General features: G+C 64.6%; 11 protein-coding genes. 9 read left to right on the top strand and 2 right to left on the bottom strand.

The annotated features are described in order from the left end of the window. Positions 1-66: 66 nt before the first annotated feature. Entirely contained in the window at positions 67-1,566 is a 1,500-nt protein-coding gene (locus AC51GR_RS02280; RefSeq protein WP_496323009.1) for a PucR family transcriptional regulator, read from the bottom strand. A 191-nt stretch (positions 1,567-1,757) separates the two neighbouring features. Between AC51GR_RS02280 and AC51GR_RS02275 the strand changes: the two genes are divergently transcribed. The 6 genes from AC51GR_RS02275 to AC51GR_RS02250 all read left to right on the top strand — a co-directional run bounded on the left by AC51GR_RS02275 (position 1,758) and on the right by AC51GR_RS02250 (position 11,082). Further along, entirely contained in the window at positions 1,758-3,158 is a 1,401-nt protein-coding gene (locus AC51GR_RS02275) for an aminobutyraldehyde dehydrogenase (protein ID WP_496323008.1), read from the top strand. Positions 3,159-3,160: 2 nt separating this feature from the next. Next, the gene (gene gabT / locus AC51GR_RS02270; protein ID WP_496323007.1) at positions 3,161-4,507 is read left to right on the top strand and encodes a 4-aminobutyrate--2-oxoglutarate transaminase; all 1,347 of its coding nucleotides are present in this window, start codon (positions 3,161-3,163) and stop codon (positions 4,505-4,507) included. Between the two features lie 9 nt (positions 4,508-4,516). After that, entirely contained in the window at positions 4,517-6,472 is a 1,956-nt protein-coding gene (locus AC51GR_RS02265) for a primary-amine oxidase (RefSeq protein ID WP_496323006.1), read from the top strand. Further along, positions 6,465-7,943, top strand: a complete 1,479-nt coding sequence (locus AC51GR_RS02260; RefSeq protein ID WP_496323005.1) for an NAD-dependent succinate-semialdehyde dehydrogenase — start codon at positions 6,465-6,467, stop codon at positions 7,941-7,943. The genes AC51GR_RS02265 and AC51GR_RS02260 overlap by 8 nt, the downstream gene beginning before the upstream one ends. A 233-nt stretch (positions 7,944-8,176) precedes the next feature. Beyond that, the gene (locus AC51GR_RS02255) at positions 8,177-9,388 is read left to right on the top strand and encodes an HNH endonuclease (RefSeq protein ID WP_496323004.1); all 1,212 of its coding nucleotides are present in this window, start codon (positions 8,177-8,179) and stop codon (positions 9,386-9,388) included. A gap of 278 nt (positions 9,389-9,666) precedes the next feature. Next, positions 9,667-11,082, top strand: coding sequence for a purine-cytosine permease family protein (locus tag AC51GR_RS02250; protein ID WP_496323003.1), 1,416 nt, complete (start codon positions 9,667-9,669; stop codon positions 11,080-11,082). 77 nt (positions 11,083-11,159) lie between these two features. Here AC51GR_RS02250 and AC51GR_RS02245 read toward each other — a convergent pair whose 3' ends face one another. Continuing rightward, the gene (locus AC51GR_RS02245; protein ID WP_496323002.1) at positions 11,160-12,689 is read right to left on the bottom strand and encodes a PucR family transcriptional regulator; all 1,530 of its coding nucleotides are present in this window, start codon (positions 12,687-12,689) and stop codon (positions 11,160-11,162) included. Positions 12,690-12,806: 117 nt separating this feature from the next. Between AC51GR_RS02245 and AC51GR_RS02240 the strand changes: the two genes are divergently transcribed. The 3 genes from AC51GR_RS02240 to AC51GR_RS02230 are packed head-to-tail and all read left to right on the top strand — an operon-like array spanning position 12,807 to position 16,317. After that, the gene (locus AC51GR_RS02240) at positions 12,807-13,301 is read left to right on the top strand and encodes a nucleoside deaminase (protein ID WP_496323001.1); all 495 of its coding nucleotides are present in this window, start codon (positions 12,807-12,809) and stop codon (positions 13,299-13,301) included. Continuing rightward, a complete protein-coding gene (locus tag AC51GR_RS02235; protein ID WP_496323000.1) occupies positions 13,298-14,275 on the top strand; it encodes an isopenicillin N synthase family dioxygenase in 978 nt (325 codons plus the stop codon). Before AC51GR_RS02240 ends, AC51GR_RS02235 begins: the two co-directional genes overlap by 4 nt. A gap of 41 nt (positions 14,276-14,316) precedes the next feature. Continuing rightward, positions 14,317-16,317, top strand: coding sequence for an acyl-CoA dehydrogenase family protein (locus AC51GR_RS02230; RefSeq protein WP_496322999.1), 2,001 nt, complete (start codon positions 14,317-14,319; stop codon positions 16,315-16,317). Positions 16,318-16,352 lie beyond the last annotated feature (35 nt).

Genomic DNA, 16,352 nt, shown 5'->3' with positions numbered 1-16,352 from the left:
AACCGAGCCTGCCCGCGTCCGGCATGTCCGAATCGGGCTGTGATGGTGTGTTCAGTGAGGTTGCGTTCAGTCTGGATCGGACAACAGGATCAGCAGCAGTTCGGCTCGCGTCCGGGCATCGGTGAGATCGATGCGTAGTAGGCGCTCGATGCGGTCGATCCGATTGCGAAGTGTGTGTCGATGAACCCCGACTGCCAGGGCCGCCGGATCCCACTGACCGTTGGCCTGCAGGTAGGCCTGCAAGGTTTCGACAAGATCGCTCCCCTGCTCGCGGTCCTGGTCCACCAGCGGACCGAGCCGCGAGACCCGGGCCCCGCGCAGCGCCTTCCGGACCGGATCGAGCGCCAGCAGCGACCGTTGCGCCAAGAGATCGACCACTTCACCCTCCGCCGCCACATCCGCGGCCAGCCTGGCATGGCGGGCGGACTCGGCGATCCCATCAACGGCCACAACCGAACCCAATCCACCGCGACAACCACCGATCCCGACGACGCCGAGGACGGATTCCGCAACGCGCCGCTGGTCTTCCCCACGCAGCAGAACCACGATCTCCTGTCCCAGGTGGTGCACGAACACCGGTCGCCACCGCGATCGAAGTTCGACGGCCGCCGCGATCGCTGCCTGCTGCGCCGCCGCAACACTGCTGAATGTCGCGGTGGCAACGCGAACCCGGCCGTCCCGATCAGCCGCCCGCAGCACGATGTTGCGTGCGGCCGCCGGTGGCGGACCGGCCACCGCCATCATCAGGGCATCAGCATGCAAGGCTTGTTGATCACGCTGCACCTGAAGGGGTTTGGCGTGCTCCAGACCGAGCAGCGAGGTCGCATGCCCCAGTAGGACCCGCTCGAGGTCGCCCAGCGGTGACGCACTGAGCACTGCGAGGTAACCGAATACGCTGCCGCCGACGCTGATCCGCTGGATCGTGACCGTGTGCTCTTCGGTCATCGTGACACCACTTGCCGCATTGGGATCACGCGTGACCTCACCGCGCACCATCTCGATCTGTTCGGCACCGACAACAGCGGGCCGTGAACTCACCAGTTCGCGTTCATGATCGAGCAACACGACAACGGCATCGATCGCCTCCCCCAACTCGCGGACGACCGCGGGCATCCCACCGGATATCACTGCCCTCGTGATCCGCGGTTGGGTATGGGACGCGCGAACGAATTGGTCGTATCGCTGTTCGGCGATCCGATCGAGCACCGCCCGGGCGATCGCCGAGAACGGCACCGGCAGCGGCACCTCGACCAGTGGGATGCCACAATCGTCGGCCGCCTCGATGAGATCCCGGGGGACGTGGTCGAAACCGAGGCCCACACCGAACCCGACGCCGGCGATACCGGCCTCACCGAGTCCGCGCAGATAGTCGAGACGTCCCTCCCGCGACTCCGGCAGTCGTAGTCCGGTGGTGAGTAGCAGTTCGCCCCCGGCCAGCCATTCCTGTGGCGCCGGGAGTTCCGACGGCAACGCGCAATCGATGTCCCGGTCGATCCCGGCGCGGCCACCGAGCAACGTCAGGCCGAGGTCGCGCTGGGCGAGCAGCCAACGAACCGTTGTGCTCACTGCCGCTACCCCCTGAGTTCACCTGCTACGGAATGGCCCAGACCTGGGATGACCTTCAGTCGATTGTACAGAGTGGCAGGTTGGTGACCCGGTGTTGGACAAACTGTCAGGATCCGGTTTGCGGCCCCGCGGCGAAGACTGGGTGGCGGTAGGAGTTTCCATCCACCCGCAACCGAAAGTGACCTGGTGTCATGGCACACGAGCCCCTGAAGAACTACATCAACGGCGTCTTCGTCGCCTCGGATTCGACCGCGACCATCGATCTGATCAATCCCACCGATGAGTCCGTGGTCGGGGTGTCGCCGATCTCGACCCGATCCGACATCGATGCCGCGATGGCCGCCGCCGCACTGGCCTTCAAATCGTGGGGCAAGACCACCCCCAAGGTCCGCCAGAAGGCGCTCCTGGCACTGGCAGACGCCATCGAGGCGAACTCGGATGCACTCGTGGCCGCGCAGGCCCGCAACACCGGACAGCCCGACGAACAGATCGCCGACGAAGAAGTCACCGTCGGTGCCGATCAGATCCGGTTCTTCGCCGGTGCCGCACGACTCCTCGAAGGTAAGTCCGCGGGCGAATACATGGATGGCTTCACCTCGTACGTGCGTCGCGAGCCGGTCGGGGTGATCGCACAGGTCACGCCGTGGAACTACCCACTGATGATGGCGCTGTGGAAGATCGGGCCCGCGATCGCCGCCGGCAACACCGTGGTCCTCAAACCGTCCGACACCACACCCGAATCCACGCTGGTCCTCGCCGAGATCTCCAAGGGCATCCTGCCCGACGGTGTGTTGAACGTGATCCTCGGTGACGGCACCACCGGCGCCGAGATCGTCGGACACCGGACTCCGAGCATGGTCTCGATCACCGGTTCGGTGCGGGCCGGGATCGCGGTCGCGGTCTCTGCGGCGCAGAACCTCAAACGAGCCCACCTCGAACTCGGCGGAAAAGCCCCGGCGGTGGTCTTCGCAGACGCAGATCTGGACAAGGCCGTCGACGGTATCGGTGAAGCGTCGTTCTTCAACGCAGGCCAGGACTGCACGGCGGTCACCCGCATCCTGGTCCACTCGTCGATCCACGACAAGTTCGTCGATGCCCTCGTCGACAAGGCCAACGGCACAACGGTTCCCCCACTCAACAACATCAACCACTTCACGAAGGTGACGTCGATCCTCGATTCGGTGCCACCGCACGCCACGGTGGCCACCGGCGGTAAACGGAAGGGCGACAAAGGCTTCTACGTCGAACCCACGGTGATCACCGGTGTGGAACAGACGGACTCCCTCGTCCAGGAGGAGACGTTCGGACCGGTGGTGACGGTGCAGGCCTTCGACTCCGAAGAACAGGCCCTCGAAATGTCCAATGACGTGAGCTACGGCCTGGCCTCCAGCGTGTGGACAACCGACAACGCCACCGTCGGCCGAATGAGCGCCGGACTCGACTTCGGCTGCGTCTGGGTCAACTGCCACATCCCGCTCGTCGCAGAGATGCCGCACGGCGGATTCAAGAGTTCCGGTTACGGCAAAGATCTCTCCAGCTACGGGGTCGAGGACTACACCCGCATCAAGCACGTCATGAGTTCGGTGGAATGAGGATGACAACAGTGAGCGTCAACTACCGCCTGCCCCAGGAACGCAACATCGTCACCTCGATACCCGGTCCGAAATCCGCCGCACTGCAAGGCCGCCGGGCGATGGCGGTGGCCGGTGGTGTGGGTTCGACCGTGCCGGTGTACGCCGCCGATGCCGACGGCGGGGTGATCGTCGACATCGACGGCAACTCGTTCATCGACTTCGGCTCCGGCATCGCCGTGACAACGGTCGGTGCCAGCAACTCTGCGGTCTCCGCCGCCGTCGCCGAACAGGCCGGACACTTCACGCACACCTGCTTCATGATCACCCCGTATGAGGGATACGTCGCGGTGGCCGAACGCCTCAATCACCTGACGCCGGGGGATCACCAAAAGCGCACGGTGCTCTTCAATTCCGGCGCTGAGGCCGTCGAGAACGCAATCAAGGTGGCACGGTTGGCAACCGGTCGCGATGCCGTGGTCGCATTCGACCATGCCTACCACGGTCGCACCAGCCTGACGATGGGCTTGACCGCCAAGACCGTGCCCTACAAACACGGTTTCGGCCCGTTCCCGCCGGAGATCTACCGAGTGCCGACGTCGTATCCGTACCGCGACGAACTCGACGGACCGACCGCGGCCGCGCGGTCGATCTCGCAGATGGAGAGCCAGATCGGGGCCGATCAGATCGCCGCGATCATCATCGAACCCGTGATGGGCGAGGGCGGATTCATCGTCCCCGCAACGGGTTTCCTTCCCGCGATCGCGGACTGGGCCAGGGCGAACGGGATCGTGTTCATCGCCGATGAAGTGCAGAGCGGATTCGCCCGGACCGGCGCCTGGTTCGCCAGCGAGCACGAAGGGCTTGTCCCCGATCTGGTCACGATGGCCAAGGGCATCGCCGGCGGTATGCCGCTGTCCGCGTTGACCGGTCGCGCCGATCTGCTCGACGCCGTGCATGTCGGTGGTCTCGGCGGCACGTACGGCGGTAATCCGGTGGCCTGCGCAGCGGCGCTCGCGACCCTCGACGTGATGTCCGATCTGGATCTGCCCGGTCGAGCACGCGACATCGAGGCCATCGCCGGAAGCCGTTTGCAGGCAATGGCATCGGTGACCGAAGAAATCGGAGAGGTCCGCGGACGCGGTGCGATGCTGGCCATCGAACTCGTCCACCGCGACGGCAAGAAACCGAATCCGCGCCTGGCCAAAGATCTGGTCGCCGCCTGCCTGGCCAAGGGGGTGGTGGTGCTCTCGTGTGGCACCTACGGCAACGTGATCCGACTTCTCCCGCCACTGGTGATCGGTGACGAACTCCTGCACGACGGCCTCGATGTCATCGAGGACGCGTTGAACGAACTCACCGGCCCCTAGGAGCAGTGCGTGCCCACGACATCAGCGCTCCATCCGCTCGATCCCCTACGCGAAGACGAGTTCCGGGCCACCGCAGCCCTGTTGCAACGTGATCAGGGTGTCGGCGATGGCTGGCGGTTCACCTCCATCGAGCTCCTCGAACCCGGCAAGGCCGAACTCGCCGACCACGCCGTCGGTGGCCCGGTCCCCGCACGTAAGGCCCTCGTCACCTGCCTGGACAGCGGCCGCAACACCACCTACAAGGCGGTGGTCTCGCTGACCGACGACACCGTCGAATCGTTCACCCACATCCCAGGTGCGCAGCCGAACTTCACCGTCGACGAGTTCGAGGAATGTGATGAGGTTCTACGCAGGCATCCCGATGTGATCGCGGCACTGGCCGGTCGCGGCATCACCGACCTCGACCTGGTCTTCATGGACACCTGGACCTACGGCGACGCGGTGGCGCCCGAGAAGTATCGGGACCGGCGGATCGGATGGTCGGACACCTGGGTCAAAGGCGAACCCGGCGCCAACCCCTATGCGCATCCGGTCAGCGGGCTGCACTGTGTCATCGACCTCAACACGATGGAACTGCTCGAGATCGAGGACACCGGCGCCGTGGATCCGCCCGAGGTCATGGGTGAATACGTCCCGGCCCGGATCCCGGAGCGCATCCGGGCCAAGTCAACTCGGGAACCACTCAAACCGCTGGAGATCACCCAGCCCGAGGGACCGTCGTTCACCCTCGACGGGAACCTGCTGACCTGGCAGAACTGGTCTCTACGAGTCGGTTTCAACCATCGCGAAGGAATGACGCTGCACACGATCAGTTACAACGATTGTGGTCGCGAGCGGTCGGTGGCACATCGACTGTCGTTCGCCGAGATGATGGTCCCCTACCGGGACCCGTCCGAAGACCACTACCGTAGAACAGCATTCGACATCGGCGAGTGGGGCCTGGGGTTCATGACCACATCGCTCGAACTCGGCTGCGACTGCCTCGGTGAGATCCGCTACCTCGACGCGGTCCTGCACAACAGCAAGGGCGAGCCGTACACCATCAAGAACGCCATCTGCATCCACGAAGAAGACAACGCCGTGCTGTGGAAGCACGTCGACCACGACGCCGGCGCCGAGGTCCGACGGATGCGCCGGCTCACCGTCTCGTTCCATGTCACGGTGGCGAACTACGAATACCTCGTCTACTGGCGCTTTTACCAGGACGGCAACATCGAATGCGAGGTCCGCGCCACCGGGATCATGGTGACCACACCGATCGCGCCCGGCGCCGCCCACCCCAACGGCACTCTCGTGGACGATCGGACCTACGCGCCATTCCACCAACATTTCCTCACCGCCAGGCTCGACCTCGACGTCGACGGCACCGAGAACACCGTCTATGCCAGCGAAACCGAGATCGAACCCATGGGTCCCGGCAATCCGTACGGCCTGTCGTTGGTGCAACGCAACACCCCATTGCGCACCGAACAGGAGGGCAAACAGGACATGAACTGGGCGACGCAGCGCGCCTGGAAGGTGGTGAACACCAACACCACCAACGGTTTGGGAACCCATCCGTCGTACAAGCTCGTTCCCGGCGATGCCATCCCGGCCATGTTCGATCCCGCCTCCCCGATCTTCGGGCGCGCACAGGTCATCGGGCACACCGTGTGGGTGACGCCCAACCATCCCGACGAGCGTTGGCCGGCAGGCGAGTTCGTGAACCAGTCCGCCACCGACACCGGACTCGGTGAATGGACCAAGGCCAACCGCAGCATCGACAACACCGACGTGGTCCTCTGGTACACCTTCGGTATCCACCACATCACCCGGCCAGAAGACTGGCCCATCATGCCGGTCGACACGGTGTCGTTCTGGCTCAAACCCTTTGGCTTCTTCGACCGCAACCCGTCACTGGACGTCCAACCAAACCCGAGCTCGCACTGCTCAACCGAAACCACAGGAGGCAACTGCCATGACTGAGAACACCACCGATCCGGTCACCGATTACCGGGACCTGCTGGACACCGTTCCGGCCGGCCTGTGGATCAACGGCAAGTCCGTCGACTCGGCCAACAATGAAACCTTCCCGGTCTACGACCCAGCCACCGGGACTTCGCTGCTGCAGATCGCCGACGCCACCCCGCAGGACGCCAAAACCGCTTTGGAAAGCGCACTCTCGGTCGCTGACGAGTGGGCAGGCACCGCGCCGCGGGTCCGCTCGGAGATCCTGCGATCGACCTTCGAGTTGATCCGCGAGAACGCCGACGACATGGCGATGATCATGACACTGGAAATGGGCAAGGCACTACCCGACTCGAAGGCCGAGATCAACTACGGTGGTGAGTTCTTGCGTTGGTTCTCCGAAGAAGCGGTCCGGATCGCCGGACGATTCACCCAGTCGCCCGCCGGTACCGGCAACATCCTGGTGAAGCACGCGCCCGTCGGCGTCGCACTGGCGATCACACCGTGGAACTTCCCGCTGGCCATGGGAACCCGCAAGATCGGTCCCGCGCTCGCCGCCGGCTGCACGATGCTGGTCAAACCGGCAAAAGAAACCCCGCTCACGATGTTGTACCTCGCGAAGCTTCTGAGCGAGGCCGGATTGCCCGACGGCGTCCTCGCGGTGCTGCCGACCAGCAAGGCAACCGATGTCACCGAACCCCTGATCGCCGACCCGCGGGTCCGCAAGATCAGCTTCACCGGGTCGACCGAGGTGGGTCGCACACTACTCGGCGATGCCGCCGCGAACGTACAACGGACCTCCATGGAACTCGGCGGCAACGCACCGTTCCTGGTCTTCTCCGATGCCAACCTCGACCTTGCGATCGAGGGCGCTTTTGCGGCCAAGACCCGCAACGGCGGAGAGGCCTGCACCGCGGCCAATCGCTTTCTGGTTCACGAAGACATCGCCGAAGAGTTCACCTCGGCCCTGGCGGACAAGATGGAGGCCCTGGTGCTCGGACCGGGTTACGACCCGAAGACCACCCTGGGCCCGATGGTCAACCGCAAACAACAGGAGTCCATCGCCGCGGCCGTATCCGACGCGGTGGCCGGCGGAGCGCGCGTACGCCTCGGCGCCGACCCCTCCGATGACGCCGGATGCTTCTACCCGGCCACCGTGCTGGACCAGGTCGCCGCCGATGCCGAGATCGTCAGGAATGAGATCTTCGGTCCCGTCGCCGTGATCAGCACCTTCTCCACCGAGCAGCAGGCAATAGATGCCGCGAACTCCACTGAATACGGCTTGGCCGCATACCTTTACACGACCGACCTCGACCGGGCGCTGCGTGTCGCCGACAAGATCGAATCAGGCATGGTCGGCATCAACCGGGGCGTCATCTCCGATGTCGCCGCGCCGTTCGGTGGCGTCAAGCAGTCCGGGATAGGACGTGAAGGCGGCTCCGAGGGCATCTACGAGTACCTGACCACGAAATACATCGCGCTGACCTAGCCCTTGGATGAGAAACCAAGCGGTGCACACGCCCGTCTGACCGAACTATTTCGTCATGCTATCGAAAGGGGTTGAGGCTGACTACGTTTGGTCAGAATTACCCCTTGCGAACATGCGTTCGAATAGGTACAGTGGAGTCAATCGACCACACGCATCATGTATCTGACGCCTTCCCCGCAGACACACTCCGGTCGACGTTCCCGGTTCGTGTTCCCGCTGGAAGGTGCTGTGCCATGCGACTACTCGAGATGGTCGACGATCTGGTTGACCTGCCGATACCCGACGACGCGGATGTCGTGTTGGGGGTGGTGAAGGATCTGATCACGCTGCGCAACGCCACGGAGCATCAACTTGCAGTGTGTGCGGCGGTGATCGACGAGTCGGGGATCGCCCGTATGCCCGGGTCGACGACATCAAAGTTGTTGCAGGCCAATGGTGCGGCGCCGGCATCGGCGTATCGGTGGTTGCGCATCGGGTCTGGCTTGGCCGGCCTGGATCGTACGGCCGGATATTCGCGCGATGGATTCCTGTCGTCCGAGCACGTGGACGCGGTGGTCAAAGGTGTCGCCCATGTTGTCGGGCGGTCCGAGGATCCGATCACCGCCGAACAAAATATTGAGTTCGAGCGAAAACTGTTGAACCAGGCCATCTCCGGAGCACCACCGGCGGAGATCAGCGCCGCAGCCCGGGCACTGGGCAACGAGGTCGCCGCAGATACCGGTGGGCCGCCGCCGGCAGAAGACCGGTCGTTGAACAGTCTCGAATACAAAGTTCGTGAGGGCCGCTGTGTCGGCACGTTCGATGTGGATGCGGTGATCGGAGAGAAGTTGCACTCGGCGTTGGATCGCTGGTCCCGGGCACGTCCCGAACCCGACGGCTCGGATGATCCGCGGTCCCCGACCCAACGCCGCGCTGATGCGCTGCATCAATTGTTGGACTGCGGCGGTGGTGGGCAAACGTTGGTGTCGGCGCCGCGGACCGAGGTGATGGTGACCGTGCCCGCAGATCATCCCGAGGCCGCGACCCTGCCGTGGATGGGTCCGGTGACCGAAGCGACTGCTGCTGCGTTGGCCTGTGATTCGTCGATCACCTCCGTCACCCTTGATGGTCAAGAAGTCCCGGTTGATCTGAGTCCACCGAAACGTTTGTTCACCGGCCTGGTGCGTAAGGCGATCATCATCCGCGACGTCTGCTGTGTGAAGTGCGGTGGGCATGCCAGCTGGTCGGATTGTCACCACATCGTGCACTTCGTGGACGGCGGTCTGACCACGTTGGAGAACGGATGCTTGCTCTGTCGGACCTGTCATATGGCGGTTCATAACACCGGCTGGGACGTGATCATGGGTTCCGATGGACATCCTTGGCTGATCCCGCCGGCCGACATCGACCCGCAACGAAAACGTCTACCGGCCTACAACCGACGCACCCTGACCCTGGCCGCCTGACCCCGTCGCCGCCTGATCAGACCTCACCGACTTCCCTTCGCGCACCCGATCTCGCCGTCGGGACCGCGCATGAAAATTGACAACTCCACAGTGTGAAAGTGCGTGATGCTGCCGCCCGCGAAAGCCCGTTCAAGCAGGACCGACGGGCTCCGGCGGCAGCATCACGGCAACCGGCCTGCCGTTCAGTGGCCGATTCGGACAATTCGACCACCGAATCGGCGATCCCAACCGACGAAATGTCAGTTGCAGCATGGTGCTGCGCGGGAGATTGTTGCGCAATGACATCCACGACGCCCCGCGCCACTCCGGAACCGGAGACTGCATCGGGCACCTACGGCGACAAAGTTCTCGCAGTGGAACCGGGTGGTAACGAGTTCATTCCGCTCGATGCACGCCACGGTAAGCCCCGCGGCCTGTTCTGGACCTGGACTGCCCCCAACCTCGAATTCGCCACGATCTTCCTTGGCATCCTCGCAGTCCTCTACTTCGGCCTGACCTTCTGGCAGGCCGTCGCCGCGATGGCCCTGGGCAATCTGCTCGGTGCCGCTGCCCACTTCCTGTTGTCCGCGCGCGGCCCGCTTCACGGTGTGCCACAGATGGTGCTCGGCCGCTTGGGTTTCGGGTACCGAGGCAACATCGTCCCGGCGACCTTCATGGCCGTGATGTGTGGTGTCGGGTGGTTTGCGACCAACAGCGTCAGCGGCGCGCTGGCCCTCAACACGCTCATCGGTGTGCCGTCCGCGATCGCGCTGCTCATCGTCGTGGTCTTGCAGACGGGCTTTGCGTTCTTCGGGCACAACCTGGTTCAGAGCTTCGAACGGGCCGCCGCACCGGTCCTCGCGATCATCTTCGTGATCGCCGGCATCTTCATCTTCAGCGAAGCAGACCTTTCGATGCCGTCGTTGGGCGAAAGTGGCGGCACACTCGGCGGATTCCTGCTGACGGTCGGTGCAGCCTTCGGGTACACCGCCGGTTGGACGCCCTACGCCGCCGACTTCACCCGCTACCTCCCGAGGGATGTCTCCAAGCTCCAGACCGGGTTCTTCGCATCCAGTGGCCTGTTCATCTCCACCACCGTTCTGATGGCGATCGGCGCGGCATCGGTCACGATCGGCTTCGACCCCGACTTGAACTACACCGACGCATTCACCTCGTCGATGCCTTCCGTCGTCGCCAACCTCACCTTGCTGGCGATTGCCATCGGCGCCGTGGCGGCGAACGCGATCAACCTCTACTCCGGCGCCATGGCCTTTGTGACAATGGGATTCAAGTTCTCCGTCGGAATCCAGCGGGCCCTGGTCACCGCAGTCTTCGGTGTGGTCGGATTCCTGGTGGCCTGGTGGGCCCTGGCCGACGCGGCCGCGAACTATGAGACCTTCCTACTGATCGTGGCCTATTGGATCGGACCGTGGTTGGGCATCATGTTCGCCGACCAACTGCTGCGCCGGAACCGGCCGATCGCCGAATTCCTTTACAACCCCAAGTACTCCAACTGGGGCGGACTCATCTCGTTCCTGGTCGGGCTGGTGGTCTCCGTACTGCTGTTCGGCAATCAGGAACGCTGGGTCGGCTATGTCGCCGAAACGGTGCCCGAGCTGGGCGACATCGCCTTCTTCGTCGGGTTCGTCATCGCTTTCGTCGGCTACCTCCTGTTGTGCGGCAAGAAGATCAACAAGGACTACCGGTCGGTCTGATCAACCATCCGTTGATCTGCGGCCGATGACCCGAGCCCGACTGATCACCCCTCGGACTGCTCCACAAGTGGTTCTGATCAGTCGGCTCTGCGACGGCCCTGTGCGCGATGAGCGCACAGGGCCATCAGCAGTCCCGGATAGGATTGCGGTGCAGTGAAATCGAAGCCGATCAATCCACGGATCCGTTCCAGACGCTGATACAGACTCTGCCGCCCCAGATTCAGCGCCGCTGCCGACCGGGTGGCGCTGCACCCGTTCCGCAGATGGACTTCGAGGGTGTGGATCAACTCCGAGCCGTGGGCGTTGTCCCAGGTGATCACCGGTCCGAGCGCTGCGGCCGCCAACTCGGATCGCACGTTATCCGGCAAGGTCTCCACTGCCAGGTCCGCGGCCAGCGCCCGGACCGAGGTGACCGCATCCGCGTGTGAACCCGACCGCCGATCGGCCACCGCGAGCGACAGCGCGTGACGTACCCGCACCAGCGCCGATGAGAGTTCATGCGCGTCAAGGCGACACGGATCGCCCACCACCACCGTCGCGGCACCCGAACCACCCGCGTAGGCACCGACTATCTCGGTCACGTCGTCGCGGTCGAGCCTCGACGGCGCGATCAGGGCAAACGCGGTCGCATGTACCTGCGCGTGCATCGACTGCGCCGAGATCCGTTTGGCAGCAGAGGCGCTGAGCTGCGTGGCCATCCGCGGTGTCGGCACATCAACCGCGACCGGAACGATCCTCGCGGACGCCGACGGCCGAAAACCCGCTGCCCCCAACCGCATCATCAGATCGGACCGACGATCGATACGGGCCTCGAGCAGATCCGAGACCAACGCCGACGCAGCCCGATGCGGAAGTCCGCCGAGCTCCCGCGACAACGATAGTGTCACCCCGAGCGGCCCGGCCCCGACCTCGAGCATGCTGATCAACCCGGCCCGATCAAGCGGCGATCCCGGGCCGGCGATCAACCTTGCGATGACCTCTCCGCGCATCCCCACCGGCACCGCCGCCACCTGCGCATCCACGGCCTGCCACGCCGAATGATCGTCGTCGACGCCCTCGGCCGCCATCAACGCGTTACCGCTCCCCACGAGCACGAGCGGGCAACCAGTCGCGGCTGCAATACGTTTCAGCATCGCAGGCGCACCGTTGCCCGCCGCCATCTCTGCGTGCAGTTCCGTACCGAGTTCACCTCGCCGACGCAGCAGCGCAACCTCGCCCGACACCAGATCAGTGTTGGCCGACCGGCACAAATCGATGAACGGGATCACCGTGCGCAGCACGATCAACGGGAAGTGCACGGCCGAGGCCTCGCGCACCATTTCGTCCGGCACCTGGTCGAAGGTCCGGCCCATCTCGATGGCCACCCCCGCAACCTTGCGCTGCGCGAGTTCCCGAATGTAGTGCCGCCTCGTCCCCGCATCGACCCCGGCCAACCCGAGTCCGGTGGTCAGCAGCAGTTCACCGCCCGACAGCAGCGGCCCGATCTCGAAGATCTCGCTCGAATGCACCCACCGAACCTCGTTGTCGAGGCCGTCGTACCCGCTCAGGACCTGCGGATCAGCGGCCGCGAGATGCCGGTCGAGCACGTTCCGCAATGTCAGGACCATGGCGTCCCCTTCTCACCGATCGACGTCAGGGACCGGACGGAATGCACGCCGGCCAGCATCGCTACCGGGACACTATGTCGGTTGCCGCGAGTCCGCATCCCGGGCACCGTTGCTGGCATGACGACATCCCTCGATGTTTCCCCGACCACTCTGCTCGAGATCGCCTACGCCGAAGCCAGGCAGAGCCTGGCCGAGGGCGGGATCCCCATCGGCGCGGCGCTGTTCGCCGCCGACGGCACGCTCCTCGGACGCGGTCACAATCGGCGGGTACAGAACGACGATCCCTGCGTCCACGGCGAAACCGATGCGTTCCGCAACGCCGGCAGGCAGACCGACTACCGGTCCACGATCATGGTCACCACACTCTCGCCGTGCTGGTACTGCTGTGGACTGATCCGTCAGTTCAACATCGGGACCGTGATCATCGGCGAGAACACCACATTCCGCGGCGGCGAGGATTGGCTCATCGAGAACGGCGTCTCGGTGACCGTGCTCGACGACCCCCTGTGCGCCTCGATGATGTCGGAGTTCGTCGACCTCAATCCACTGCTGTGGAACGAGGACATCGGTGTCGCCGTGGACACCGAGACCCCGAAGGAGAGCACGTCGTGAGCAGTCCCATTCTGACCGTTGACATCTCGCAGTGGCGCGCCGGAGGTGAGGCGGCGGAGGCTCTGTGTGCGGCCGTGGACAAGAGCCTGCAGCAGGCCGGATTCCTCCTGGTCACCGGACACGGCGTCGACCCGCAGCTACCTGCCGCATTGCGGTCGGCGGCACGCGAATTCTTCGCGCTGCCAACCGAAGTGAAGCAAAAGTACGCCGTCGCGGTGGGTGGGCGCGGCTGGATCGGTCCGGGCATGGAGGCCAACGGATACGCCGAAGGCACCGAGACACCACCGGACCTCAAGGAGACCTACAACTGCGGCGCGCAGACCCCGGTCGGCGATCCGGAGGTCGACGCCCTGTGGTTCCCGCCGGACGTCTGGCCGCAGGAGGTCCCGCACCTGCATGGGTTGTTCGTCGAATACTGCAGCCAGATGAAGTCCCTGTCCGACGATCTGCTCGATCTGATGGCGGCATCGCTGGGCCTGGCCGGGCAGGCCAATCCCTTTCTCGGCCTGACCGATCTCGCAACCTGGACCGCGAACATCAACCACTACCCCGCGATCACCGAGACCGGGCCGGTCGAAGACGGCCAGTACCGGATCGGACCCCATACCGACTTCGGGACCGTGACCGTGCTCGACCGCGAGCCCGGTGCCGGTGGGCTGCAGGTCTACAGCACCGAAGGCGGATGGGCCGATGCCCCCTACGATCCGGCGGCGTTGACGATCAACATCGGCGATCTCCTCGAATACTGGACCGGCGGTCGGTGGCCCGCCGGACGTCACCGTGTCCTGCCGCCGCAGGCCGATACCCCCGATGAGGACCTCGTCTCACTGATCTTCTTCTATGAGGCCAATCACGATGCAGTGGTCACGCCGCTCGAACCACCCATCGGCGCAGAGGCCGGCCGCCCACCGGTGACCTCGGGCGATTTCATCCTCGAACGTCTCGACGCCATCACCGTCGTCCCATCGACGTGATGGCGGATTGAGCGTCGCCTCCGCTGGGTAGGCTCGAAATCATGACTGCCATCGAAGCCAGCTCAGACGACATCTCGGCCGACCTTCCGGGAACGGAAACCCCAGAAGCTGACGAAGCGTTGCTCGTCGACAATCTCCGGCTCGCACTGGATGGTCGGTGGCGAACTACCCGGGAACACGTTCGCGAACAACTGAACCGAGCCGACCTGCTGCCCGACCCCTCTCGCTCCCTGGGGCAGGCGCGCGCCCGGATGCTCGAGGTCATGGGTGAGCTGACCGAGGCCGGATTCGCCCGAGCCGGTTTCCAGGAACATCATGGCGGCACCGGTGACATCGGCGCATCGATCACTGCGATCGAACTGCTCGGCTACGCCGATCTGTCGTTGATGGTCAAAGCCGGCGTCCAATGGGGTCTGTTCGGCGGCGCGATCGAGAACCTGGGCACCGAGCGGCATCACAAGAAGTATGTCGAGGGCCTGATCAACCTCGACGTCCTCGGTTGCTTTGCCATGACCGAGACCGGGCACGGTTCCAATGTGCAGGCGTTGCAGACCACCGCCACCTACGACCCGGCGACCGACGAGTTCATCGTCCATTCGCCCACGCATCTGGCCCGCAAGGACTACATCGGCGGCGCCGCGCAGCACGCCAGGGTCGCGGCGGTGTTCGCCCAGTTGATCACCGGTGGTCCCGGCGAAGAGCCCACCGGTCGCGGTGTGCACTGTCTCGTCGTTCCGATCCGGGATGCCGACGGCAACGATCTGCCCGGAGTCACCACGAGCGACTGCGGCTACAAGGGCGGACTCCCCGGAGTCGACAACGGGCGCATCACGTTCGACCACGTCCGCGTCCCGCGCGAGAACCTCCTCAACCGTTACGCCGACGTCACGGCCGACGGCACCTACACGTCCCCGATCGAGAACCAGAACCGTCGCTTCTTCACGATGCTCGGCACCCTCATCCGCGGCCGGGTCAGCGTCGCCGCCACCGCGGGGGCGGCGAGCCGTAAAGCGCTCACCATCGCCACCCGATACGGCCTGGAGCGCAAGCAGTTCGAGTCCCCCGACTCCACCGACGAGATCACCGTCATGGACTACCTGGGTCATCAGCGCAAGCTCCTGCCGCTGATCGCGAAGTCGTACGCGCTCGCCTTCGCCCAGAACGAGATCATCGAAGAACTCCACGAGGTCCAGTCCGCGGAGGCCGCCGACGAGGATCGGCAACGCGAATTGGAAACCGCCGCAGCCGGTTTGAAGGCGATGACCACTTGGCATGCCTCCAACACCATCAACGTCTGCCGCGAGGCCTGCGGCGGCGCGGGTTACCTCGACGAGAACCAGCTGTCGATCCTGCGTGGTGACATCGACGTCTTCACCACGTTCGAGGGCGACAACACGGTCCTGACCCAACTGGTGGCCAAGGAATTGCTCTCGGCATACGCCGACGACGTGCGCGGCCTCAACGCCGTGGGCTGGGCCCGGTTCATCGCCGGGATGGCCCGCGACGTCTTCCTCGAGAAGTCCGCGGCCCGCCAGGTCGTGCAAACGCTGATGGACGGCAGCGACGAGGATCCCGAACAGTCCGATCTGACCAACCGCGGCACGCAGATCCGGCTTCTGCGCAACCGTGAGGATCATCTCCTGCGAACCTGCGCCAACCGGCTGCGCCGCGCCACCGACGAGGGCAACGACCCGTTCGAGGTCTTCAACAGCGCACAGGATCACCTGCTGAAGGTCGGCACCGCACACACCGAGCGGGTGGTGCTCGAGGCATTCATCGAGGCGATCGACCGCTGCGACAGCAAGGCCGGCACCGAGTTGCTCGGCAAGGTCTGCGACCTGTTCGTCTACTCGACGCTCGAAGCCGACCTCGACTGGTTCCTGATGCACCGGCACGTCTCCGTCGAACGGGCCAAGGCCATCCGGCGCGGTGTCAACGAACTGTGCCTGAGCCTGCGTCCCCACGCCCGCACGCTCGTCGACGGGTTCGCGGTGCCCGAGGAACTGCTGCGAACAGCGATGATCGACGACCAGACGGCCTGACCAACGGCAACAACGGCACGCTCGACGGTCGGTTC

Source organism: Williamsia sp. z71 (assembly GCF_059553375.1).
The sequence above is the reverse complement of the archived record's forward strand: the minus strand, read 5'-3'. Positions and strand labels throughout refer to the sequence as shown.